We start from the raw sequence: 23,094 nt of genomic DNA on the forward strand, positions 1-23,094 counted from the left end.
CAACATCGGACTAATTTATGGATAAGGCAAAGATCATTATCTTTAATGGAGCAGGAGAGGCTCTTCAGGAGCAGGCCACGGATATCCCGGTATTGAAGGCTGGTGAAATATTGGTTAAGAACCTATATACAACAATATGTGGAAGCGATCTCCATACCTATTGCGGGCTGAGAAAGGAAGCTGTGCCGACAGTACTTGGACACGAGATTGTTGGCGAGATTCAGGAATTTAGTTCCGATCACGGTAGGAAAGATTATTTGGGTCGGACAATTGAAATCGGAGACCGCGTTACCTGGAGTATTTTTGCCTCCGATCCAGAATCTTCAAAGGCAAAGGCGGGCATGCCACAGAAAGCTGCAGGTCTATTTAAATATGGCCATGCAACGGTAACCAGTGATGATGCACTCCATGGTGGGCTAGCTTCCCACTGTATTCTGAAATATGGTACGGCAGTGCTGAAGATTGATAAAAAAGTTCCATTGAAAGTTGCGGCAACGATCAACTGTGCGGTTTCAACTGTAGCAGGGGCGGTGCGGCTGTCGGGAGGTCTACGTAATAAGAAAGTCTTGATATCAGGGGTAGGCCTGCTCGGCTTGGTTTGCGTGGCCATGTGCAAGATCAATGGAGCTTCTGAAATCCATGTTGTGGATTTAAGCGAAGAGCGTTTGGAGCAGGCATCAGTCTTTGGTGCGGATTTTAGGCACTTGCTAAACCAGGATCAATCAACTCCCAAGGATATGGATGTCGCATTTGACATGAGCGGATCTCCTGATGCGATGGAGCTCGGCCTAGCCTCCCTAACCATAGGTGGTACTGCTGTCTGGATAGGAGCGGTATTCAAGAGCCGTCCAGTTGAGGTGGACGCAGAGCAGGTAATCAGGCGTCTTATCAGTATCAAAGGCTTGCATAATTACAATTACGAGGATTTTGTTCAGGCAGTTCAATTTATAGAAGAAAATTATAGCAGATTTCCTTTTGAAAGCTTGGTATCAGTTGATTATTCGCTAGAGGAATCAGCTGCTGCATTTGAATATGCAGTAGGCAACAAGCCAATCCGTGTGGGAATCAACATCACAAAAAAAGAAATACATAATGGAGCCTAGTGCCACCAAACTCAAATGGAGAATGCTACTGGTAACAATGTTATGTTACCTTTTCTTTTATACTGGAAGGCACAACTTTGGATGGGCCGTAAAGGGTATGGTAGCCTCCCTGCATATTCCCTATAGCACCATCGGGTGGATTAGCTTTTGCATGCTCATTGGATATGCAATTGGGCAATTTATCAACGGAAATCTTGCCGACCGCCTAAGCCCAAAACTGATGGTGGTTACCGGTGCTTATCTGTCTATTGCGACAAATATTGCGATTAGTTTTTCCGGCAGTGCCATATCGATCATGATCCTGTGGGGCCTGAATGGTTTCTTCCAGTCGATGGCATGGGCACCTGGCGCCAAATTGATTAATAATTGGTGGGGAGAACATGAGCGGGGCAAAGCTTTTGGTTTTTATACCATGGCAGCAGGATTTTCCTCTGCGGTGACCTATCTCATTTCTATTGTACTCTTACAGCAAGGGATCGAATGGCGAATGTTATTTCGTTTACCAGTATTGTTACTCCTCGTTTCTGCTACCATTTTTCTATTTGTTGCAAAAAACAAACCCGATGAAGATATCCTGAATGAATCATCAACTTCAAATGATAATCACGATTGGATTGGTAGATATAGGGAAGCATTTGGCAATAAGCGCTTTCTACTCACATCTTTGTCATTTGGATTTGAGAGTATGGCCCGCTACGGCTTGATATTCTGGGTGCCGGTTCATTTTCTGGGCAAAAACTGGAAGGACAACCCTGGAAATATATGGGTTACATTTCTACTTCCAGTTGGGATGGCCATAGGCGCACTGTGCTTTGGTGTGCTGTCTGATAGTCTTTTTAAGGGCAATCGACTGCAAGCAATCGTAGTAGGCATGTTGGTAAGCGGAATGCTGTCCATATTGATTTATTTTGTTCCGACGCATCAAGTTTTGCTTAGCGGGGTACTGATGTTGTTAACTGGTTTTTTTGTGTACGGGCCACAAGCCTGCTATTGGCCCTTGAGCCCAGATATGCTGGGCAGTAGATTAACTGGCACTGGCGTGGGGATCATGAACATGTGCGGCTATCTCTTTGCGGCCATTGGGGAACCTTTTCTAGGCTATGTGATTGATCTTACTGGTAATAGCAACAATATCTTTGTTGTTACCGCTATCGCTTGCGGAGTCTCTGCTCTTGTTGCGATGATTGTTGCCAGAATGGGGCCTGCAGTGCCAGGAAATAAGCAATTAGTAAATAAGGGTATTATATAGCATGAGCTTGAAGGGAATAAACCGTGGAACTGTGGTAAGCATGATTGACCTGCTGGATCAGATCCAGCAACTTGAACAGATCGCGGGCATCAACTTAGGGGATAATCGGGAAATAAGTAAGCTTAGGGCCGAAATCCATGAAGCCTATCAAGAATACGATGGTCTGATGAAAAGTATAGCTATGCAGGTAAATGTCTTTCAAGAGATCTATTCACAGGTTCGGTGTAAGGTGATTCCTCAAAAACTAAGGGAATTAAGAAAGATGATTCCACCAGAGGATGTCGCCTACATTTTGTTAAAGGACAGTATCCTCAAGAGTCATGGGGTATAAATATCTAGGATTGTAGTTGATAGCCTCTAGAACGTAAGGCTTTTGTAAGGGAGATAATGCTGGCTGGGCCGAATAACCTCACTTTCTTCAGCTTATGACGAGGATAGTGAGCGACAAAATATTGTACCGTAACATCATCTACTGTTTTGTAGGGAATTTGCCCAAATCGGATATCTGCCTGAAGCAGAAACTTTACTGCATTTAAAACTCGAGTTCTGCCTTGTTCCCTGAGCAGATCAATAATATGGAGCTCGTCCTGCAGAGGCGCCGATTTTTCAGTTTTCCACTTCAGTGCTTCGCAGCGTTGCTGTTCCTGATATTTCCGTATGGTTTTCAATGCTGCCTGATAATCTTCCAAGCTTTTTCTTTCAACCGTAAGATCTTTGCTGCCCTCTATATTTACCATTCCCTGGTTTCGTCGTTTTTGGTTTTTTGTTTGCTCACCTGATTTAAACTATCCACATTGAACAGGCTCAGTGCCTGGTTACGGACGGCAGGTGTTACTTTTACATCTGGTGTTATACAACGCTAGTCGCTTGTACTTAGATCCCTCAATGAGATAAAAGGCTTTATATAACTATTGACACTGAATACGCACTTTCATGCGCAGTGTATTTTTTGATGAGAAGGGTGAAAGGTTAATAACCTTGGTTCTGCATACTATCCACCGTTGATGGCCGAACTGTATTTGGATACCATTGCTCTGCAAAGTTCAAAGCTGTCACCTATCGTTGTGGTTGGGAATTTTTTCCTATCCTTTACCCATCGATCCTCAAAGGCATGAATTTTATCTTTAAATACCTTATCATCAAATTGTTTATCCTGACTCATGCTCATCGACACCTCATCGAAAAACATTTCCCACCTGTGTTTGTAAAAATCGCCTGTTAGACCGGCCCATCCTCGATTTGCGTAATCATTCAGGGAACGTTGACTTCCGCCCCAGACCGTAATGAGCATCCTGGCATCCTGTTCATAATAATCTTTTTCCGCGTTGTCCTTTCCGATTTTTCGTGCATTCTCAATCCATTTACCCAACAGCATTGATGGTTGTGTAGCGAGCAGTCTGTCAACATCATCGATTAAATCAAGCATCTCCTTTTTGTTCTTGTTCATCTCGACAATGTTTTTCTGCTCGTAAGCGGCAGTGAAGTCATCCCTTAGCTTCATGAAATGATTTCCCAATACCTGCCAACCAATATTGACAGCATCATAACCAGAAGCCTGCTTTCCCTTTCCGCCCGTAACAAGTAACTGTTTCCAGGTGTTGAATAGGTTTTTATTTGCATAATTATACTTTGGGTTCGGTGTCCAGTGAACCGTTCCCTTTAATGCTGGTTTTGCATTGATGAGAATACCCTGGCCAAGTTTCGACGGGTTGTTATATACTTCTTTTACCAGGTTGTTCCATGCATTCTGGTTGTTTTTATCAGGATATCCAAGTCTTCGATCAGCCCATTTATCTGTCCAGGTTTTCACTGCCGTTGGCCCGTTACTCCATGCCTTCTCAAATACGTAATCATACATGATGGGGTTAATGTCAAAGCCTTCTAGTGTAGAGCCTATTCCGGTTAAATTGGATCCGCCATTTTTAAAGGCATTCTCCATTCGCTCTTCCACTGTTTGAAGATTCCCAACAACCATGCTGTTTCCGCCGAAATTGCCTAGATAACACCAGATGTAGGGCTGTTTAAAATAAGATTCAGTGAGTTTCCAAACTTCCGTACTTTCCCCATAATAATCTAGCAGTGTCATCTTATCCTGCGGTACTGCCCTTACGAAAGCCTTGATACGCTCATTGGTCCACTCCTTGCGCATGTAATAGAATACCCATGTCATCTGAAGCCATTCTGCTGATGGATCTACTTCCTTCATTGAACTGTAGATGACATCTGCAGCGCTGGCCAAATATTTAGGTTCCCAACTCGGAGGTGTTACCTCATTGAAGGGATCGGCCCCATAAATATGATCGCTTCCGAACTGTTTGGTTTGCTCTGTTAGGAAAGCCCTCTGTATCTGTTTGAAAAGTGGATCCAATGGATCAAGAAAATGGCTGTAATATGCTTCGCCAAATCCACCCCAGGTTCCCAAATCTGTGATCCTGGCACTGGGAAATCTTTCCTTGATTACCTTTGGAACATGGCCGGCAAAGGCTGGCAAGATCGGCTTCATATTCAGTTCACGCTCTCTAGCAACAATCTTTTTCTGTAGGGTGAGCTGATTGTCGAGCCAAGATTTTGGCAGGGGACCATCCCAGTGATCAATATTCGACATCCTGTGCCAAGGTAAAAAGGCAGGTCCTGTGAAATAACTCCTGATCTCTAGGTCGCTCAAGCCCATCTTTGACCATACCTTGTACCAGATAGCTTCCTGTCCGGTAATAGAGAGCGGCATGTTAATTCCATTTAATGCCATCCAATCTATAAGGTGCTCCCAATCTTTCCAGTTCCACCAAGGCATGGTATACCCGAAAGTGCAGTAGTTTAGAAAAAAACGGTTTTTTACCCGGGCTTCTTGCGTAATCCTTGATGGAAGAATGGGCATAACCGCTGGAAGATCAATGGCGTCATCCTTATACCAGGAAACGGAAGTATTACAATAATATTTGAGATAATGGTTGAGACCATAGGCCATTGAGTTGTAACTATTGCCGCCGATGATCAGTTTTCCATTCTTGCTCTCCAACTGGAAATAATCCTTTCCGTTTCTTTCTGCCAATTTTTCAAAAATAATCTTTTGGGAAAAAGGCTTTGCAATGCGCTTGGTAAGGTCTTCGATAGGACTTGCAGCTCTTAAGAACAGTACATTTCCAAGAAGCATAATAAATAGGCATGTTAAGGCTCTGGTAATTCTAAGCATATTATTTAAGGGACTTTATATTTTTTAGTGATTTATATTGGAAAAAAATTGAGCTGATTTGCTGTAATTTCTAGCTTTTACCTATTCTAGACGCTGACACAAGTTGCGGTAACAGGTAACTAAAATTACGAGATAACAAATTTAAATACGAGCAAATTACGTTACAAAGTTCTGTGAATTATATGTATGATCAACTTATTGATATTTAGCTGTTTAATTTCGTTATCCTTAGGTTTTGATTTCAGGAAACCAAAGGCAACAAGCCTTTGCAAGGCTCTGCTGTATCTCTTCTGAATGCGTCGAATTGTGCGTTTATCAACCAGGGGAATAACAGGTTAAAGCAGAACAGTGAGCGTCGTGGGTTTCCTCATTCAACCAGGCCCCGATCAAAACACAATTACTGTTTTTAATCGTGATAGGGTGCTAGCGAGCAATAAACATGAGAACCCCTCGATGGAAATAACCGAGATGATTACCAGCAGATATTGATAGCGTCGTTAACATGATCTGAATTTTAAAATTCTTATCCATTGTTACTTTGGTTAAATTCTAGTAGGAATTTGTTAAATATAAAATTATAAAATGTTTAGTATTTATTAAATTTGTTTAATAGTTTAGTAGCGGCTATTTGAGCATTTAAATTGAATGAGGCATTCATCAACTCATAAAACCAAAAAATCGATTTCGATACTTATTAATATCAAATCGGCTGATTAAAGAGTTTGAAGTAGATTATAACAACCAAATAAAAAATTAATGGAACGTAGAACATTTATAAAAAACAGTGCAATAACAGCCGCTGGATTCTCTATTCTGCCGAGTGGATCGGTATTTTCAAAGTCTTTGGATAACAAGGTTAGGGTCGGTTATATAGGTGTGGGGGCTAGGGGAATGAGCCATATATCAGAGGGGTGCTTAAGAGATGATGTGGAGATTGTGGCAATTTGCGATACCCAAGAATTGTCGTTAAGAATATGTAGATCCTTTATCGCAAAGAGTGGCCGGCCAGCCGCAAAGGAATATACAGGTGGAATAGATGCCTACAAGGAATTGTTGGAGAGAAAGGACATCGACGCCGTCATTATTGCAACTCCTTGGCAGTTTCATCGGGACCAAGCTGTAGATGCAATGAAATCTGGAAAGTATGTGGGTTGTGAGGTAATCGCCGGCCTGAGTATACAGGATCACTGGGATATTGTAAATACCTCCGAAAAGACGGGTATGCCCTATATGACATTGGAGAATGTGTGCTATCGCAGGGATGTTATGGCTGCATTGAACATGGTAAGGCAAGGGGTCTTTGGAGAACTGGTGCATTTGGAGGGAGGATATCAACACAATCTTAGGGATGTCTTATTCAACAATGGAAAGGATTATTTTGGAGGTGGAGTGGAATATGGACCAAATGCCAGAAGTGAGGCCCAATGGAGAACACAGTTTAACATCGATCAGGATGGTGATCTTTATCCTACACATGGCGCAGGGCCAATTATGCAATATGCAAACATCAACAGGGGAAACCGTTTTACCAATCTGGTTTCGTTCAGTTCAAAGGCGAGGGGTTTAGCTGCCTACGTCGAGGATTTATCCCCTGGGCATCCAAATGCCAAAATCAACTATAAAAATGGAGATGTCACCACCACTTTAATCAATTGCGCCAATGGAGAAACCGTATTGCTTAGTCATGATACTCATTTGCCAAGACCCTATTCCATAGGTTTCCGCGTTCAAGGTACTGATGGGATATGGATGGATGTTAGCCGATCCATATATATTGAGAAAAATTCGAAGGGCAATGATAAATGGGAGCCCGTAAAGGAATGGTTCGACAAGTATGATCATCCACTCTGGAAGAAATATGAGAAAGAAGCTGTTGGTGCGGGTCACGGAGGAATGGATTGGTTTGTATTTAATGGCTTTATTCAAGCGGTAAAACAGAAAAAACAAACACCAATTGATGTATATGATTCGGTTACCATGAGTGTGATAACGCCCCTTTCAACAAAATCATTGAAGGAAGGGAATATGCCTCAGAAATTCCCGGATTTTACCAAGGGTAAATGGAAGGAGCGCAAGAATACTTTTGCACTTGATGATAGCGGATTCTAAAAGTGTTTTTGCTAATGTAAATTTTCATTGCCTTTTTATAATTGATGTTGAATAACAGGTTATTGTGTAAGGGGGGTACTTTTAAATTTGTTTTAGAAGAATGTTTTTTGTAAGATTTACTCGTTTTTTTTAATTTTATATCAAAATCTACTTTGTGCCATGAAAAAAATCTACCTATCGCTTCTATGCATGATGATTGTCATGTGCGGTTTCTCACAAACTTCGGTCGGTACCCGACTTGATATTATCAAAAAGACAAACGGCGATGAGCTAAAGGGAAAAATAATAAGAATCACTGATACAGATGTATCTTTCGTCTATTCTGGTGAAACTGCAGAATACGTAATCAAGAAAACAGACATTGCCCAAATAACACATTCTAGTGGAAGGATTGAGGTAATATCAGAGAAGATTGCACCTGCTGAGACTCGACAAAGCGATCGGGTCTCGATGGTTGCCTCGCCCGCTGACCATCACAATAAAATTGCAATACTGCCTTTCACTTTCCTAATGGATAATCAGCCTGGTGCTGAGGCTATTGGCTTGAAAGCACAACAAGATGCATTTGGACTCCTGAGTCAGCACTCCGCGGGTTATACGATACTTGATCCCCGAAGCACAAATGCAAAATTGATTCAAGCAGGAGCAACCCGTGAGAAAATGATTGGCTTTACGATGAGCAACCTCTGCGATCTTTTAGGGGTGGAATATATTATTGACGGAACTGTTACCCAAAATAAAGGCTATCAAACCAGTTATACCTCAGGAAGTGATAACACAAAAGTAAAGCGTGATGATGCAGAGAAAGTGAAGGGTGTTTCCAGTTATGGCTCTACGAGCAGCAGTGCGGTTCAACGCTTCGATGTAAGCGTTAGCCTCCAGATATATATGGATAATAATGTAAGTATCTACAATGAAAGCCACAAAGCTTTTTTAAGCAATACTGATGGCTCCTACGGTGGCCCTCTGGAATACTTGCTAAAGAGATGTCCGCTTTATAGAAAATAACCTCGCAAATGTCATGATGATGAAAATCAAGGATTTTTCTATTCCCCTATTATCCTTATTTTTAACCTTTTCGGCTTTTGTTTAAAAGAATACAAATATATTATTGTTATCAGCTTTCGCTGCTTTCAGGATTGTCAAATTTCTGAGGATTATTGATGATTGTGATGGGCGATGTAAACTTTTTGCTTAAATAAAATCAATACTATGAAACGATTAAAGCTTATTTCTTTCTTACTGTTTTTGTTTGCGATTTCGAGTGCTTCCTTTGCGCAGGACAAGACCGGAAAAATTTATGTAATCCGCAGGACCGGCATAAACGGTTCTGCTGTAAACTTTCGAATATTCGTTGATGGTGAACTGATTTGCAAGATGAAGAATAAAACATATTCCCTGCATGATCTCAAATTGGGCGAACACACCATCACTGTGACCAGCGGTGGCCTTCCCGACAGTAGGAATAAGGTGCCGGTAAAATTTATCGTGGTTGACGGAAAGACAAATTACTTTATGATCAACAGTGGTAATGAACTCACCTGTATGGAGATTATGCAATCTACCGCAGAACCCATGATCGCACGAAGTGTGGAGGTAAGGGATTGCCTTGGGTCGAAGTAATGCCTCACCCAAGAACCTTATAATTGGATTATATACCGCTGTGAAAATCAAATCTAGGATAGATATGGGTAGGATATTTTTAAATGTGTCTTTGTTGATATTTCTGGGTTTGAATGCCGCTGCACAAAGATCAGATGTAGTGAAGGTACTGGTCCGCTATCAGATTGATTCCAATGTTCTTAACAACCGGGCGAAAGAGAGCGCTAAGTCCATGGCCTTTGATTTACGCCAGACTACTAGTTTATCAACGAGTGAAAAGATTGAGATAGCTTCCTACAATGGGGCGAGGGCGGACGGATCCAAGTGGGTACTCAAGTCCGTAAATGGAAGGCATCCATCAGATAGCGAGGTGAAAAGTTTCCTCAAAGCGCATCCAGAGCAAGTTCCCGTGGCAACCATTGATCAGGATAGTTATAAGATTCTTTCGGCAGATCATGAAAAGGTAGTTGTGGAATTCAGCTATCTTGAAAACAGCCTCACACCGGAGAATATGTTTTTGAGGGACTGTAAAGGTAGGATCTTTATCAATACCAATACTAAGCTGCTTGAAAAGCAGGAGGTACAAAATCAAGTTCCACTTAAGGTCAAGGGAATAAGGATTACTAAATTGCTCACTACATCAGTATATTTCCTTGATCAAAAATCTGGGGTCTATCTCACCAGGGAAGAAACAACCAATCTGATCGTCAAACTGCTCGTCATGACGAGTGATAGTGTAATCACTTCTGAATATTCCAATTACGGGCAGCCTTAATGCTATAGTGTTTGCCGCTATTTGGTCAATATTCTGTATTAATCCGTTAATTACTGATCGCTATCATCATTGATGTTTGCTAAATTTGTTTGCTATTTCTTTGTTGATTTCCAGATCGATACTTCACGCTTATCAAGGATTAGGACATCACTTTTACACTCTAGTCAATAGTTATGAGATATTCCCTTAAGCGTTCTCTATTCGTTCTCGTCATTTGTTCCTGTTTAAATGCCCATTCGCAAGATAAACAGCTTTTTGCCTCAAAGCCCAATATATTACTGATTTTAGCGGACGATCTTGGCTACATGGACTGTGGTTTCACCGGGAGCAGGTTTATGGAAACGCCGAATATTGATGCGCTTTCAAAACAGGGAACTGTGTTTTATAATGCCTACGCGGGTGCAGCTAACTGTGCGCCTAGCCGGGCGGCATTAATTAGCGGTCAGTATTCGCCAAGAACGGGTGTCTATGCCGTGGGAAGCACCACCCGCGGACCAGTGGAGCTGATGAGGCTCGTCCCTGTACGCAATAGCGTTTCCCTCGATCCGTCAGTTAATACCATTGCCGAAAGACTTAAGGGCCAAGGATATGCCACTGCTATTTTTGGGAAATGGCACCTCGCGGATTCGGAGGAAACTCAGCCAGCGGCACAGGGGTTCGATGTTTACACGGAAGGCCAAAAAGAGCAGTCAATAAGGGGCAGCAGTGAGGCCGCTGATCCAAAAGGAGTATCGTACCTTACCGAAGCAACCATTAAATTTATGCAGCAAACAAAAGATAAGCCCTTTTTCGCTTATCTGGCGCACAATGCGATCCATTCTAAACTAGAGGCAAAAGCCCAGACTATTGCCAGATTCAAGAAAAAAGGCTTAAGTGATAAAATGGCGGTGTATGCCGCCTGTGTATACGATTTTGATGCTAGCGTAGGGGTATTAATGGAATTCTTGAAAAAATCCGGACTGGAAAAAAATACGCTTGTGATCTTTACCAGTGACAATGGTGCTACCCAACAATCATCTCAGGAGCCTTTACGAGGAAATAAGGGATCTTATTATGAAGGTGGTATCAGAGAACCATTTATCGCCTATTGGACAGGCCATACCAAACCGGGCATGGTCATTTCCACTCCGATCATTAACCTCGACCTTTACCCAACCTTTCTGTCATTGGCTGGCGATCATAAATTCAAGGGGGATGGAGAGGACTTGATGCCCCTTTTGCTTGGTCAGAGAACAGGGACCATTAGGAAATCGATATATTGGTATTTTCCTGGTTATCTGGATAATCCAGTCATTAGGGGGCGCGATAAGGTATTCCGCACAAGGCCAATTGCTGTAGTGAGAAAAGGGGACTTTAAGCTACATCTCTACCTCGAGGAATGGATAATAGAAGGTGGTAAAGCTAAAATCAACGGAAATAATGCTGTAGAATTATACAATGTCAAAACCGATGAAGGTGAGCACCTGAATCTGGCCAGTACCAATCGGGCGAAGCGAGATGAGCTTTTGGCGGATCTTTTGAACTGGATGGAAGCAACAAAGGCGCCATTGCCTTCAAAGATCACTGCAAATAATAAGCCAGTTCAGGGAACGGTTGGGGGAGAAAATTAAATGTATTTACTACAGCAAAATCAATCGCAAATGTACCTAATTAAGCCTGTTATTTACGTACTGACATTCGTTCTACCCTTTACAGCGGGTAACGTCCTTGCTCAGCAAAAGGATAAAAGGGGCCCCAATATTCTCTTTATACTCACCGATGACCTTGGTTATGGCGATGTTGGTGTATTCTTTCAAAATAAGAGAGCAGCAGCCCAGGATAGAAGCAGCCCCTTTACCCTTACGCCAAATCTGGATGAAATGGCTGCCTCGGGGGCTACACTTTCGCAGCATTATTGTGCCGCCCCGGTTTGCGCTCCTTCAAGAGCATCTATTTTGCTTGGACAAAGTCAGGGCCATGCCAATGTTAGGGACAATCAGTTCGATAAGGCATTGGGTGATAACTACACATTGGGCAATGTAATGCAAAAAGTGGGTTATGCTACTGTAGCGATCGGCAAGTGGGGACTACAAGGGGAGAAAGAATGGCCTGCACATCCACTCAACAGGGGCTTTGATTATTTTTATGGTTATATGCGCCATGCCGATGGACACGAACATTATCCGAAAGAAGGCCTTTACAGGGGAAAGAAAGAGGTTTGGGAAAATAGGACAGAAGTAAGCCAGGATCTCGACAAATGTTATGCCGGAGATCTGTGGACCGCAAGGGCAAAAAAATGGATTATTGACCACCAACAAGGCAATGGGAAAGATCAGCCGTTTTTTATGTTTCTGGCCTACGATACTCCGCATGCTGTTTTAGAGCTTCCTGCCTCGGCATATCCAGAAGGGGGTGGCCTCAATGGCGGCTTGCAATGGTTGGGAATGCCAGGAAAAATGATCAATACCGCTAATGGAATTCCCGATAGCTATACACATCCTGATTACATTAAAGCCACCTATGATGATGACCATAATTCAGCAACACCTGAAAAGCCCTGGCCTGAGACCTATAAAAGATTTGCTACCTCAACCAGAAGGATTGATGATGAAGTGGGTGATATTTTACAGTTGTTAAAGGACCTCAGGATTGATTCAAACACAATGGTGATATTCAGCTCAGATAACGGCCCGTCTATAGAGTCTTATCTTCCATTACCGCAAGTGCGTTACGATGCCAATTTCTTCAGTAGTTTTGGGCCATTTGATGGTATAAAGAGAGATGTGTTGGATGGCGGGATGCGCATTCCGTTGATCGCCAAATGGACAGGTCATATCCCAGCTCATACCGAGGTGCATTCGCCGAGCATCTCGTATGATTGGATGCCGACTTTTCTGGATGCGGCAGGTGTAGCTGCGCCAGTGGTGGCAGATGGTGTATCCCTATTGCCATCCCTGACAGGAAAGGGGAAACAACCAGCAAGTATGATTTACTCAGAATATTTTGAAGGCGGTAAAACGCCAGCTTACCCTGAATTCGAGATCGTCAACCAAGGCCGAATCAGAAAGCAGATGCAGATGATCAGAATGGACAATATGGTGGGAATAAGGTATGCTATCAAATCCCAGGATGATAATTTCCAGATTTTCGATGTTTCCAAGGATTTTCATCAACAGTTGGATCTGGGCCAGAATAAAGGTCTCGCCATTTTACAGACCAAGATGAAAGATATGGTGCTACATGTGCGTCGCCAAGATACCGAAGCACCAAGGCCCTACGATACTGTAGCCGTACCAGCCATAGCAAATCGTAAACTGGTCAAGGGACTCTTCTGGAAAACCTATCAGTCCGCTACTCCGTGGATCCCCAATCCGAATGGGCTTAGGCTAATTGCAAGTGGGATAGATTCAGGGATGGGATTAGGCGCAATGGGTAGAGGTGCTGGAAATATGGTAACTTTCGAAGGATTTATAAAAATTCCTGCCGATGGCGAGTATGTTTTCCACCTCAGTGTTGTAGGTAAAGCATTTGTAAGGATGCATGATGCAGTATTGATCGATGAAGACTACGGATACACCTCGAAAAGTAAAAAAGTGACTAAGATCAAGCTCAGGGCAGGTCTGCATCCCATTAGGATTTATTATCAAAGGGCGGCTAGTGAAAACGGAAAAATTAATCTAGAATGGTCAGGAACCTCGTTTGCAAAACACCAGGTTCCACAATCCGTTTTTTTTCATTAACGATCTATTCCTAAAAAGGACCATGACGCTATTCATCCAATCATAACAAATTCAGTTCAGTGGAACCTTGCATGACGCGATTTGATCTTTTACCAGTAGCAATCTTTATCCTCGGGTTAAAAATCAGCCTTATTCGGTTAAATTCTGAATGGCTGCAAATGCTGGGAAATGTTTATTTTAGATGCCATTTAAATCGGGTTTGAAAAATACTTCGATTTTATATTGATTAAATCCCACCTACTGCAGTAGTGATATGATGAACAACCCATTTAGTTACAGTTATTCCTGTATTAAAACAATCTATAACAAACGGCCTGTGATGAAAAAGCTTTTATTGGCTGTCCTGATCCTGACCATCGCTATGGATTCCTCGGCACAGGTCGACCAGGACGGTCCTTACATCTGGCACACTGGCAATCATACCTTGTCATATTCCATTATGAATAACGTATTAAAAATAGATACCTTAAAACCTGACCAAGATATACATGTTGGTTTTATGGCAAATAAAGACTGGGATTTTGATCTTAAGCTGCATAAGAGTATTCAGATCCCTCCCTCTACTTATAAGGAATCTGAAAAGCTGATCGTACTTTCCGATATTGAGGGGGAGTTCGAGGCTTTCCGTGCCCTGATGATTGGAAACAATATTATCGATAAAGAATATAACTGGACCTTTGGCAAAGGGCACTTGGTGATATGCGGTGATCTGTTCGATAGGGGAAGAGATGTCATGTCCTACTTATGGCTGCTTTACAAACTCGAAGATGAAGCCTCAAAAAAGGGTGGATTCGTCCATGTACTTATCGGTAACCACGATGTGATGAATATGGCAGGCGATTTTCGCTATGTGTCGGATAAATATCCAGCTTCTGCCAAGTTGATTGGTGTTGATTATTTGAGGCTAATAGCTGCAGACACAGAGATCGGCAAATGGCTAAGAAGTAAGAATGCCATGGAAAAGATAGGAGATAAGCTGTTTTTGCATGGAGGAATATCGGGCCAGATTAATGCACTATCTTTATCACTGGACATGATCAATGATAAATGCAGAAGTTACTATGGAGTGCCAACAAAGCAGCTTGATGGCGAGAGCCGTTTATTCATGGGCGGTAGCGGACCGTTTTGGTATAGGGGATATTTTGGAAAGGAGAGGACCCCGGTTTCGACAGTCGATTCAACGCTGACAAAATTTGGTGTTAAGCATGTTGTGGTCGGACATACCATTACCGCTGATAATATTGCCGCTTACTATGGAGGAAAGGTGATCGGTGTGGATGTTGACGAGCATCATGGAAAGCACAGGGCGTTATTGTACCCAAGTAAAAACCATGTTTTTGTTGTTGATGATAAGGGAAAGAAGTATCCCTTGACAGAGGGCGCAAAAGCAGGTGAGATCAAGTAGCCTTATGGCCTCAATTAGGACTAGGTATTCCAGTCTACGTATCGCCAACACGAGCTGTAATAATTAGCTGCTCCCGTCAACTATTTTCTTATTGATAACTTTTGCATGTCCACCTAAATGAAGTGGGTTAATCTCATTAAACACAGCGGATGCCAAGCATTTTTTCCCTTGATTATCTTGGATTCATTCATGAGATCAAATTTTATTATTTATATACTTTTGTTTAGTATAAATAAACTTTTTATTGTTTTTGTTTAAGATATTCTCTATTTTTAAGGCCTGATTCCATCAGGTCTTATCGAACAGTTTTCGAATTTAATTTTATTAAAACCGTGTAATTGAGTATCCTTTTTCATATCTCTTGGATTTTTTATCGCTTGAGATAGATGTCGTTCTCCCGAGGTGGAGCTTCACATTTAATGCCTTTTACAATCAAGACTCATATAAACATTAACAATGGATTTATCCCCCAACCAACAACCAAGTTTTGACAATACCGAAGTTGCCTTCCGCCAAAAAACCAATACGGAACTAAAAAAAGCTTTTTGGCTTTTTAAGATGATTAGCAGTAATTTTCTCACCAGGGTGGGGCCGGTGATTACAAATTTCTTCTTGAATATCGGTCTTCCGATTCAGGGAGCGATAAAGGCAACCATTTTCCAGCAGTTTTGTGGTGGAGAAACGATTGCAGAATGTGATCGAGCGATTGAGCAATTGGATAAGGGAGGTGTGGGTACTATTTTAGACTACTCGGTTGAGGGTGAAGAGGAAGAGCTGGTCTTTGACGAAACCTGTGCTGAAATTATACGTACCATTAGCCGTGCGGATGGCGATACCAAAATTCCTTTAACAGTTTTCAAGATAACCGGAATTGGCCGTTTTGCTTTATTGCAGAAACTTGATGCCAAGGAGGTGTTGAATGCCGAAGAACAGGCTGAATATGAAAGGGTAAAATTGCGTTGCGAAAAAATCTGTAAAATGGCATTTGATAAAAGTGTGCCGATTATGATTGATGCGGAAGAAAGCTGGATTCAGGATACGATCGATAGCCTGGCTTTGGATATGATGCGCAAATTTAACCGTAAACGTATTATTGTATACAATACCTACCAAATGTATCGCCATGATAAATTGGCTGATTTAAGAGCCAACCACTTAACTGCTAGAGCGGATGGATTTATTTTAGGGGTTAAATTGGTACGTGGTGCTTATATGGAAAAGGAGCGTAAACGTGCTGCTGAGATGGGCTATCCATCGCCAATCCAGCCAGATAAACAGGCGTCTGACCATGATTATAATGAATCCCTATCCTATTGTGTCGAACATATCGAAGAGATTGCCATTGTTGCCGGAACACATAATGAAGATAGTAGCAGTTTATTGACCTATCTTTTGAAAGAAAGGAATATTGCCCATGGCCACCCCCATGTCTATTTTGCCCAGTTGTTGGGGATGAGTGATAATTTGAGCTTTAACCTTGCGGATTCTAACTATAATGTAGCCAAATATGTTCCTTATGGACCCATTAAGGCTGTGATGCCCTATTTGTTTAGGAGAGCACAGGAAAATACTTCAGTTGCCGGACAGACCGGACGTGAGTTAGGACTGATCGAAAAGGAATTGAAAAGAAGAAAGCTGTAATCTCACGTTGTTTTTTGGGCCACCTTGATGTGGCATTTTCTTTATATGAAAGTTTTTGCTGGTCGGCATATTTCAAATTAAATCACCAAGAGAATTTTTTGGTTGGTTTAAGTCACGAATTTAAACCAATGATTTTTTCTGATTTGGCCAATGGAGCGCTTCGTAATTTCGAGTAAACTGGTTGTTATTCGGTTACTAAAGTGCAAAAGAGGTGCGTCTTTTTTTTTATCAATGACGCACCTCGCATATGCGATATTTAGGCTGGATAAACCAGAGTGGATTGACCCCACGTCACCAATATTAAAATTGTTGTAAAGTTTTGCTTGTCACTATATTAGTGAATTGGCGAGAAGGGTTCAAACGAATTGGTTTGTTCAGTTGATGCCTATAATTGCAAAGCTATCTTCAGGTAAACTTTTAAGAATGCAAATTAAGCTCAGTTTCATTATGAAAAAAATACAGTATTACTATCGAAAGTACCAATTGGTCTAATTGACACTTTGCACATTTTTGTTTAAAACATTTGTAATGGACACTCTAAACGAAACTCAGAGAAAAAGACCAAGAACTAAACCTGGCACCTCTACTTATTATCGGCACCTCTGGGCAAATCTACGGAAGATAATCAACTCAATTAAAATACCGGAAAGCAAACTTAAAAGCTGGCGTAATACCAGACGGAAAGGAACCTAATCCCCACAAATTAGAGTTACCTACAGGAATACTTTAACCACTCGTGTGTTTGGCAAGATGTATTTTTGTATACACAAAAAAATCTTGCGCCCTTGAGGCCGGGTATTTCCTCGGAACTCGGAAATACTTAAAACACTAATAAATCATCCAAAAATTCTGCAATATGTAATTGGTAATGTATTCTAAAAAATAATAATCTAGGGTATCGTAAAGGGAGGAAGTGTTTTAACTATCATCAAGATTGGAAAGAATTTATGGAATGCTTTTACAATGGCCAGAGCTCACCTGTGGCTTGTGGACCCCACCATAGCGTAAAGCTAATTTGCTTCTATCGATAAATTTGATTTCAAAAAAATATCCGAATCACTATTGTGAAAAAAAGGTGTAAATCCAAATTGCATAATTCCAAAGTAGTACATATGGCAAAAAAAAGCACAGGATCCCGAACGTAATATACAAATGATCATTTAACGTGTAATTAATTTTAGGTTTATCCACAGCTTATGAGACATCTACCGATAGAGCGAATTACCCCTGAGAAATTAATGGAAATGTTAAAGAAAAAAGATGTAAAAATGTCTATAAATCAAGCGAAGGAAATCTTGGATTTGCTATATATTTTAGCTATTTTGGAGGTAGAGCAAGTTTTAAAAAGATGACTACAGCAGATTTATATATTAGAGTAAGTACTAATGAACAGGCTGATAAGGGCTATTCGCAACGCAACCAAGAAGAGGTTTTACAAAAATATTGTTTCGCCAGAGATATCAAAGTGAGGAAAGTTGTTTTTGAGGACCATTCCGCCAAAAGCTTCGCGCGGCCCGCATGGCAAAAATTATTGGCTGATCTAAAAAAGAAGAGAGGACAAACGGATTTGATACTTTTCACCAAATGGGACAGGTTTAGCAGAAATGCGGGGGATGCCTATCAGATGATAAAAATTTTGGCTGATCTCGGCATAGAGCCGCAGGCCATTGAGCAACCTCTTGATATCTCCATTCCTGAAAACAAAATGATGCTGGCTTTCTATCTCGCAGCTCCCGAGGTTGAGAATGATAGAAGAGCGCTCAATACTTTTCACGGAATGAGAAGAGCAAGGAAAGAAGGTCGATGGATGGGGCCGGCTCCCATAGGTTATACTAACAAAGTAACCGAAGACGGGCGAAAGTATATTTGTCCTGTAGAGCCACAAGCGTCAATAATGAAGTGGGTATATGACGAATTATCTACGGGTAAGTGGTTCATTGATCAGATCTGGAAGGCAGCATCGGATAAAGGGCTGAAGACAGGTAGAAAAAATTTTTGGCAGATAATTAGAAATCCCATTTACTGCGGTAGGATACCCATTGCGAAATATAAGGACGAGGAAGCCCATACAGTTATAGGGCAACATAAAGCGATAGTTTCGGAAAGCATCTTTTATAAAGCTATGGATGTTTTGAACGGCAGAAACAAACCAAAAAAGACTACTATATCTTCTCCTGATGCGCTTCCCTTGTGTGGCTTTCTGATATGTCCAAAGTGCAGTTACATGCTCTCAGGTAGTGCTTCAAAAGGTTACAGTAAGCACTATCAATATTACCATTGCTTTTCTAAATGTTGGGTGAGATATAATGCGGACAAAGTCAATAAGCTTTTCGTGGAGGAGTTAAAAAAATACACTATAGATCCACTGTTGCATGAGGCCTATGTTATGATTTTGAAGCAGGTTTATCAAGCTTTTGCAAGTGAAGATAATAATGAATTATCAAATGTAAAAAAACAGTTGGAGGAGTTTTATAATAGAATTTCGATGGCTAGGGACAAAATGCTCAACGATGTAATTCTTGATTTTGAGTACAGGAAAATAAAATCAGACTGTGAAAGAAATATCCTTGTTCTTGAAAATAGACTCATCGATTTATCCAGGGGAAAAGAGAATATTGGTGAACTAAACGGAAAAGCGACTGGGTTGCTCAAAAACCTTCATGAAACATATATAGAGGCAGATTCTGAAAGAAAAAGGCGATTAATTAGTTCGATCTATCCCCAAAAACTCACTTTTGATGGAACACAACATCGAACTGTTCGAGTGAATGAGGCTGTCCGCGTTCTAGGCACTTTAAAGGCCGTTTTTGAGGGCAAAAAAAAGGGGCAAACCAAACAAAAATTTGATTTGCCCACTATGGTAGCGGGGAGCAGGATCGAACTGCCGACCTCAGGGTTATGAATCCTGCGCTCTAACCATCTGAGCTACCCCGCCAGGTAAAAATATTTGCTTATATTATCAAATATTTAGGTGGTTATTTTTTGGAGTTGCAAATATAGAATAAATTACCTTTCTTTAGAAAAATAAAATAAAAAAAATACGTCCGGATATATTCTGGTAATGAATTAACATGGCAGAAAAGAAAAAATTTACACTTGAGTACGAGGTTAAATCGTCACCACGAATTTTGTATAGCTTTATAAGTGAGCCGAATGGCTTATCGCAATGGTTTGCCGATGATGTAAATTTCCGTGATCAGGTTTACACCTTCACTTGGGACGACGAACAGCTTAAAGCAAAGCTCGTTTCTATTAAAGAAAATAAATTAGTGAAGTTTAAATGGCTTGATGATGAGCCGCAGTGCTATTTCGAAATGGAAATTGTGCAAGATGAACTTACTAATGATGTTGCTCTTGCCATAACCGATTTTACTACCGATGATTTATTGGCAGAGAAAAAATTGATTTGGGATAACCAAATTGACTATTTGATTAGCGTTTTAGGTGCATAGTTTAACGCTGCATTGCTTACCTTTGTAGGGTGAAAAAAATACATCTTCTTCTTATTAAAGCATTTATTAGGCCTTTCCTTGCCACATTCTTTGTGGTAATGTTTATTCTTTTAATGTTTTTTCTATTTAAGTGGATTGATGATTTAATTGGTAAGGGCTTCGAATGGTACACCATTTTAGAACTGATGTGTTATGCTTCGGCAGCCAATGTAGCCATGGCATTGCCGCTCTCTGTACTGCTTTCTTCTATCATGACATTCGGCACGCTGGGCGAAAATTACGAACTTGTCGCCATTAAATCTGCCGGAATTTCGCTTCAAAAGGCTATGAGACCACTCTTTGTAGTGATTATTATGCTCACCATCGGCTCTTTTCTGTTTTCGAATTACATGCTTCCAAAAGCCAATTTGAAATTTAGCTCATTATTGTACGATGTTCGAAATAAAAAGTTGGCCTTCTTGATTAAGCCTGGGGTGTTCAATAATAGCATTCCTAATTATTCCATTCGTGTGGATGCAAAAGATGAGGATGGAACGCTACACGGCATCATGATTTATGATCATAAAGGTACCAACGGCATTCCAAAAGTGATCATGGCCAAGGAAGGGCAAATGAATAAAACCACTGACGGCAAATTTTTAGTTTTAGCGCTTAAGGATGGCGTTCAGTATGAAGAGCAATCTAACACCAGCGGAGCTTACAATCCCCGGCAAGTTTTATATAGGAGCAGATTTAAACAAACAGCACCTAAATTTGACTTATCATCTTTTGAAATGAACAGGACTGATCCGAATGCCTTCGGAAACAGTACCCCAATGCTAAATCTGAAAGGCATTGTTAAAAAAAGAGATTCCTTAACCAAGCAACTCGATACGCTTAACAGGCAATCAAACCGTGTGGCAAGCAATACCTTCAAACAATTTAATACCACAAGAGGGTATACGAAAGTTAACATTGCTCCTATTGTAATCGGCGAGGTCACTTTGAAATCTATTCCTAACGGAAGTAGAAAAACAGCAGTTGATAACGCATCGAACATCGTTTCTGGGATGGTTCAAAATCTTTCAAACACGGTACCAAGATATGATGATTTGATGGGGGAGATTATCTTCACCCGGATTGAATATCAACGTAAATTTACACTTGCAGCCTCTTGTATCCTGCTATTTTTTATTGGTGCCCCTCTGGGTGCTATTATCAGAAAGGGCGGAATGGGATTACCTGTGGTCATCGCTATTTCTTTCTTTTTGGTTTATCATATCATCACTACGGTGGCTGAGAAATCTGCCAGAGAAGGTAATTTAAATCCCATATTTGCCATGTGGATTGCCGTTATTGTGCTATCGCCATTGGCTGCATTTTTAACTTATAAAGCTACTGTCGATTCTGCACTGTTTGACGTAAACTATTATAAACAGTTTTTTAAAAAACTCCTTCGAATCAAACAGAAATAAGCTCAAATATCATTTACTTCCAGATGATATTTATTTCACCAAATTGGTCATTTAGATTGTACCTTTGTACCTGTAAAACATTAGTAAAATTACCTGTCTTGGGCGAAGCTAATCGAATTACCTATATGCTTTTATACAAATGCAAACAAAATTAAACACCATAGAAGAGGCGATCGCCGACATCAAAGCTGGTAAAGTGATCATCGTTGTAGATGATGAAAATCGAGAAAATGAAGGTGACTTTTTAACCGCAGCTGAAAATGCCACGCCAGAAGTGATCAACTTCATGGCAACCTATGGGCGAGGTTTAATTTGTGCTCCGCTCACCGAAGAGCGTTGTAAAGAATTAAAACTTGATTTAATGGTGGGCAAAAATACCGCCGCTTACGAAACTAATTTTACAGTATCAGTAGATTTAGTTGGTTATGGTTGTACCACAGGGATTTCTGCCAGCGACAGATCAAAAACAATGTTGGCACTTGTTAACCCTAAAACCGATCCGGAAGAATTGGGTAGGCCAGGGCATATTTTTCCTTTGATAGCTAAAGATGGTGGGGTTATTCGCCGTGCTGGTCATACTGAAGCAGCAGTAGATTTAGCCCGCCTTGCCGGGATGAAGCCTGCGGGTTTATTGGTAGAGATTCTGAAAGAAGATGGCGAAATGGCCAGACTTCCGGATTTAATGAAGATCGCCGAGCAGCATCAGTTAAAAATTATTTCGATTGAAGATTTAATCGCTTACCGTTTAAATATCGATAGTTTAATCAAGAAAGAAGTTACTATTGATTTACCTACGGCTTGGGGCGATTTTAAAATGAGTGCTTATACTCAATTGGACAATGGTGCTACACATTTGGCCATATCAAAAGGCGAATGGGGTCCTGATGAACCAATTTTGGCTCGTGTCCATAGTTCATGTGTAACTGGTGATATCTTCGGTTCTTGTAGATGCGATTGCGGACCTCAATTACACAAAGCTTTGGAAATGATCCAAATGGAAGGCAAAGGGATCGTGGTTTATATGAATCAAGAGGGCAGAGGAATTGGACTAATAAACAAACTTCGCTCTTATAATCTACAGGATGCAGGTTTTGATACCGTTGAGGCCAATATTAAACTGGGTTTCAAAGGCGATGAACGCGATTATGGGGTTGGTGCTCAAATTTTGAGATCGGAGGGCGTAACCAAAATGCGCTTAATGACTAACAACCCTACAAAAAGGGCTGGGCTAATTGGCTATGGTCTTGAAGCAGTAGAAAACATTCCCATCGAAATTGAAAGTAACGTTCACAATGAGCGCTATTTGAAAACAAAAAGAGATAAAATGGGTCATTCTATTATGAAAGGATAGGTTGATTTTTGGTTGGCAATTTTCAGTTAATAAGATTGCCAACT

Annotated in this window: 17 protein-coding genes and 1 tRNA gene; 15 read left to right on the plus strand and 3 right to left on the minus strand. The window is 41.1% G+C overall.

Annotation, left to right across the window (positions count from 1 at the left end; translation table 11 throughout):
* The first annotated feature begins 17 nt into the window (after positions 1–17).
* Genes OQZ33_RS05475 through OQZ33_RS05485 form a run of 3 tightly spaced genes read left to right on the plus strand, consistent with a single transcriptional unit; the run spans position 18 to position 2,683 of the window.
* Positions 18–1,103: a zinc-binding dehydrogenase gene (locus tag OQZ33_RS05475; protein WP_265798049.1), complete on the plus strand. Its 1,086-nt coding sequence runs from the start codon at positions 18–20 to the stop codon at positions 1,101–1,103.
* The gene (locus OQZ33_RS05480) at positions 1,093–2,352 is read left to right on the plus strand and encodes an MFS transporter (protein ID WP_265798050.1); all 1,260 of its coding nucleotides are present in this window, start codon (positions 1,093–1,095) and stop codon (positions 2,350–2,352) included. The genes OQZ33_RS05475 and OQZ33_RS05480 overlap by 11 nt, the downstream gene beginning before the upstream one ends.
* A gap of 1 nt (position 2,353) precedes the next feature.
* Positions 2,354–2,683, plus strand: a complete 330-nt coding sequence (locus OQZ33_RS05485; protein ID WP_265798051.1) for a hypothetical protein — start codon at positions 2,354–2,356, stop codon at positions 2,681–2,683.
* Between the two features lie 4 nt (positions 2,684–2,687).
* Here OQZ33_RS05485 and OQZ33_RS05490 read toward each other — a convergent pair whose 3' ends face one another.
* Positions 2,688–3,089 (minus strand): hypothetical protein, encoded by a 402-nt coding sequence (locus OQZ33_RS05490; protein ID WP_265798052.1) that lies wholly within the window; start codon positions 3,087–3,089, stop codon positions 2,688–2,690.
* Between the two features lie 254 nt (positions 3,090–3,343).
* Complete coding sequence (locus tag OQZ33_RS05495; RefSeq protein ID WP_265798053.1) at positions 3,344–5,542, minus strand: alpha-N-acetylglucosaminidase; 2,199 nt, start codon at positions 5,540–5,542, stop codon at positions 3,344–3,346.
* Positions 5,543–6,298: 756 nt separating this feature from the next.
* On the opposite strand from OQZ33_RS05495, the gene OQZ33_RS05500 reads away from it, so the two are divergent.
* The 9 genes from OQZ33_RS05500 (at position 6,299) to OQZ33_RS24260 (ending at position 19,695) form a co-directional block, all read left to right on the plus strand.
* Complete coding sequence (locus tag OQZ33_RS05500) at positions 6,299–7,651, plus strand: Gfo/Idh/MocA family protein (protein WP_265798054.1); 1,353 nt, start codon at positions 6,299–6,301, stop codon at positions 7,649–7,651.
* A gap of 159 nt (positions 7,652–7,810) precedes the next feature.
* The gene (locus OQZ33_RS05505) at positions 7,811–8,659 is read left to right on the plus strand and encodes a hypothetical protein (protein WP_265798055.1); all 849 of its coding nucleotides are present in this window, start codon (positions 7,811–7,813) and stop codon (positions 8,657–8,659) included.
* Positions 8,660–8,863: 204 nt separating this feature from the next.
* The gene (locus tag OQZ33_RS05510) at positions 8,864–9,274 is read left to right on the plus strand and encodes a DUF2846 domain-containing protein (protein ID WP_265798056.1); all 411 of its coding nucleotides are present in this window, start codon (positions 8,864–8,866) and stop codon (positions 9,272–9,274) included.
* 64 nt (positions 9,275–9,338) lie between these two features.
* The gene (locus OQZ33_RS05515) at positions 9,339–10,028 is read left to right on the plus strand and encodes a hypothetical protein (protein ID WP_265798057.1); all 690 of its coding nucleotides are present in this window, start codon (positions 9,339–9,341) and stop codon (positions 10,026–10,028) included.
* Between the two features lie 173 nt (positions 10,029–10,201).
* Positions 10,202–11,638, plus strand: coding sequence for a sulfatase (locus OQZ33_RS05520; protein WP_265798058.1), 1,437 nt, complete (start codon positions 10,202–10,204; stop codon positions 11,636–11,638).
* 30 nt (positions 11,639–11,668) lie between these two features.
* A complete protein-coding gene (locus tag OQZ33_RS05525; protein WP_265798059.1) occupies positions 11,669–13,747 on the plus strand; it encodes a sulfatase-like hydrolase/transferase in 2,079 nt (692 codons plus the stop codon).
* Positions 13,748–14,066: 319 nt separating this feature from the next.
* Complete coding sequence (locus OQZ33_RS05530) at positions 14,067–15,152, plus strand: metallophosphoesterase (protein ID WP_265798060.1); 1,086 nt, start codon at positions 14,067–14,069, stop codon at positions 15,150–15,152.
* A gap of 456 nt (positions 15,153–15,608) precedes the next feature.
* On the plus strand, positions 15,609–16,793 hold the full coding sequence (locus OQZ33_RS05535) for a proline dehydrogenase family protein (RefSeq protein ID WP_265798061.1): 1,185 nt from the start codon (positions 15,609–15,611) through the stop codon (positions 16,791–16,793).
* A gap of 1,348 nt (positions 16,794–18,141) precedes the next feature.
* On the plus strand, positions 18,142–19,695 hold the full coding sequence (locus OQZ33_RS24260) for a recombinase family protein (protein WP_265798386.1): 1,554 nt from the start codon (positions 18,142–18,144) through the stop codon (positions 19,693–19,695).
* On the opposite strand, the gene OQZ33_RS05545 is transcribed toward OQZ33_RS24260, so the two are convergent.
* Positions 19,652–19,728 (minus strand) — tRNA-Met (locus OQZ33_RS05545). The two genes, OQZ33_RS24260 and OQZ33_RS05545, sit on opposite strands and share 44 nt — an antisense overlap.
* Before the next feature lie 136 nt (positions 19,729–19,864).
* On the opposite strand from OQZ33_RS05545, the gene OQZ33_RS05550 reads away from it, so the two are divergent.
* The 3 genes from OQZ33_RS05550 (at position 19,865) to OQZ33_RS05560 (ending at position 23,050) form a co-directional block, all read left to right on the plus strand.
* Positions 19,865–20,245: an START-like domain-containing protein gene (locus tag OQZ33_RS05550; RefSeq protein WP_029284154.1), complete on the plus strand. Its 381-nt coding sequence runs from the start codon at positions 19,865–19,867 to the stop codon at positions 20,243–20,245.
* Between the two features lie 29 nt (positions 20,246–20,274).
* Positions 20,275–21,699, plus strand: coding sequence for an LptF/LptG family permease (locus OQZ33_RS05555; RefSeq protein ID WP_265798063.1), 1,425 nt, complete (start codon positions 20,275–20,277; stop codon positions 21,697–21,699).
* A 139-nt stretch (positions 21,700–21,838) separates the two neighbouring features.
* Positions 21,839–23,050, plus strand: a complete 1,212-nt coding sequence (locus OQZ33_RS05560) for a bifunctional 3,4-dihydroxy-2-butanone-4-phosphate synthase/GTP cyclohydrolase II (RefSeq protein WP_265798064.1) — start codon at positions 21,839–21,841, stop codon at positions 23,048–23,050.
* The last annotated feature ends 44 nt before the right edge of the window (positions 23,051–23,094 follow it).

Origin of the sequence: Pedobacter sp. MC2016-05 (assembly GCF_026239735.1) — a bacterium.
Taxonomy (GTDB): Bacteria; Bacteroidota; Bacteroidia; order Sphingobacteriales; family Sphingobacteriaceae; genus Pedobacter.

What these genes read in the sequence shown, in the direction of transcription:
- OQZ33_RS05530 (WP_265798060.1), top strand. Translation starts at nt 14,067, where the DNA reads ATGAAAAAGCTTTTATTGGCTGTCCTGATCCTGACCATCGCTATGGAT.
- OQZ33_RS05495 (WP_265798053.1), bottom strand. Translation starts at nt 5,542, where the DNA reads ATGCTTAGAATTACCAGAGCCTTAACATGCCTATTTATTATGCTTCTT.
- OQZ33_RS05560 (WP_265798064.1), top strand. Translation starts at nt 21,839, where the DNA reads ATGCAAACAAAATTAAACACCATAGAAGAGGCGATCGCCGACATCAAA.
- OQZ33_RS24260 (WP_265798386.1), top strand. Translation starts at nt 18,142, where the DNA reads ATGACTACAGCAGATTTATATATTAGAGTAAGTACTAATGAACAGGCT.
- OQZ33_RS05535 (WP_265798061.1), top strand. Translation starts at nt 15,609, where the DNA reads ATGGATTTATCCCCCAACCAACAACCAAGTTTTGACAATACCGAAGTT.
- OQZ33_RS05485 (WP_265798051.1), top strand. Translation starts at nt 2,354, where the DNA reads ATGAGCTTGAAGGGAATAAACCGTGGAACTGTGGTAAGCATGATTGAC.
- OQZ33_RS05505 (WP_265798055.1), top strand. Translation starts at nt 7,811, where the DNA reads ATGAAAAAAATCTACCTATCGCTTCTATGCATGATGATTGTCATGTGC.
- OQZ33_RS05490 (WP_265798052.1), bottom strand. Translation starts at nt 3,089, where the DNA reads ATGGTAAATATAGAGGGCAGCAAAGATCTTACGGTTGAAAGAAAAAGC.
- OQZ33_RS05480 (WP_265798050.1), top strand. Translation starts at nt 1,093, where the DNA reads ATGGAGCCTAGTGCCACCAAACTCAAATGGAGAATGCTACTGGTAACA.
- OQZ33_RS05510 (WP_265798056.1), top strand. Translation starts at nt 8,864, where the DNA reads ATGAAACGATTAAAGCTTATTTCTTTCTTACTGTTTTTGTTTGCGATT.
- OQZ33_RS05525 (WP_265798059.1), top strand. Translation starts at nt 11,669, where the DNA reads ATGTACCTAATTAAGCCTGTTATTTACGTACTGACATTCGTTCTACCC.
- OQZ33_RS05500 (WP_265798054.1), top strand. Translation starts at nt 6,299, where the DNA reads ATGGAACGTAGAACATTTATAAAAAACAGTGCAATAACAGCCGCTGGA.
- OQZ33_RS05550 (WP_029284154.1), top strand. Translation starts at nt 19,865, where the DNA reads ATGGCAGAAAAGAAAAAATTTACACTTGAGTACGAGGTTAAATCGTCA.
- OQZ33_RS05515 (WP_265798057.1), top strand. Translation starts at nt 9,339, where the DNA reads ATGGGTAGGATATTTTTAAATGTGTCTTTGTTGATATTTCTGGGTTTG.
- OQZ33_RS05475 (WP_265798049.1), top strand. Translation starts at nt 18, where the DNA reads ATGGATAAGGCAAAGATCATTATCTTTAATGGAGCAGGAGAGGCTCTT.
- OQZ33_RS05520 (WP_265798058.1), top strand. Translation starts at nt 10,202, where the DNA reads ATGAGATATTCCCTTAAGCGTTCTCTATTCGTTCTCGTCATTTGTTCC.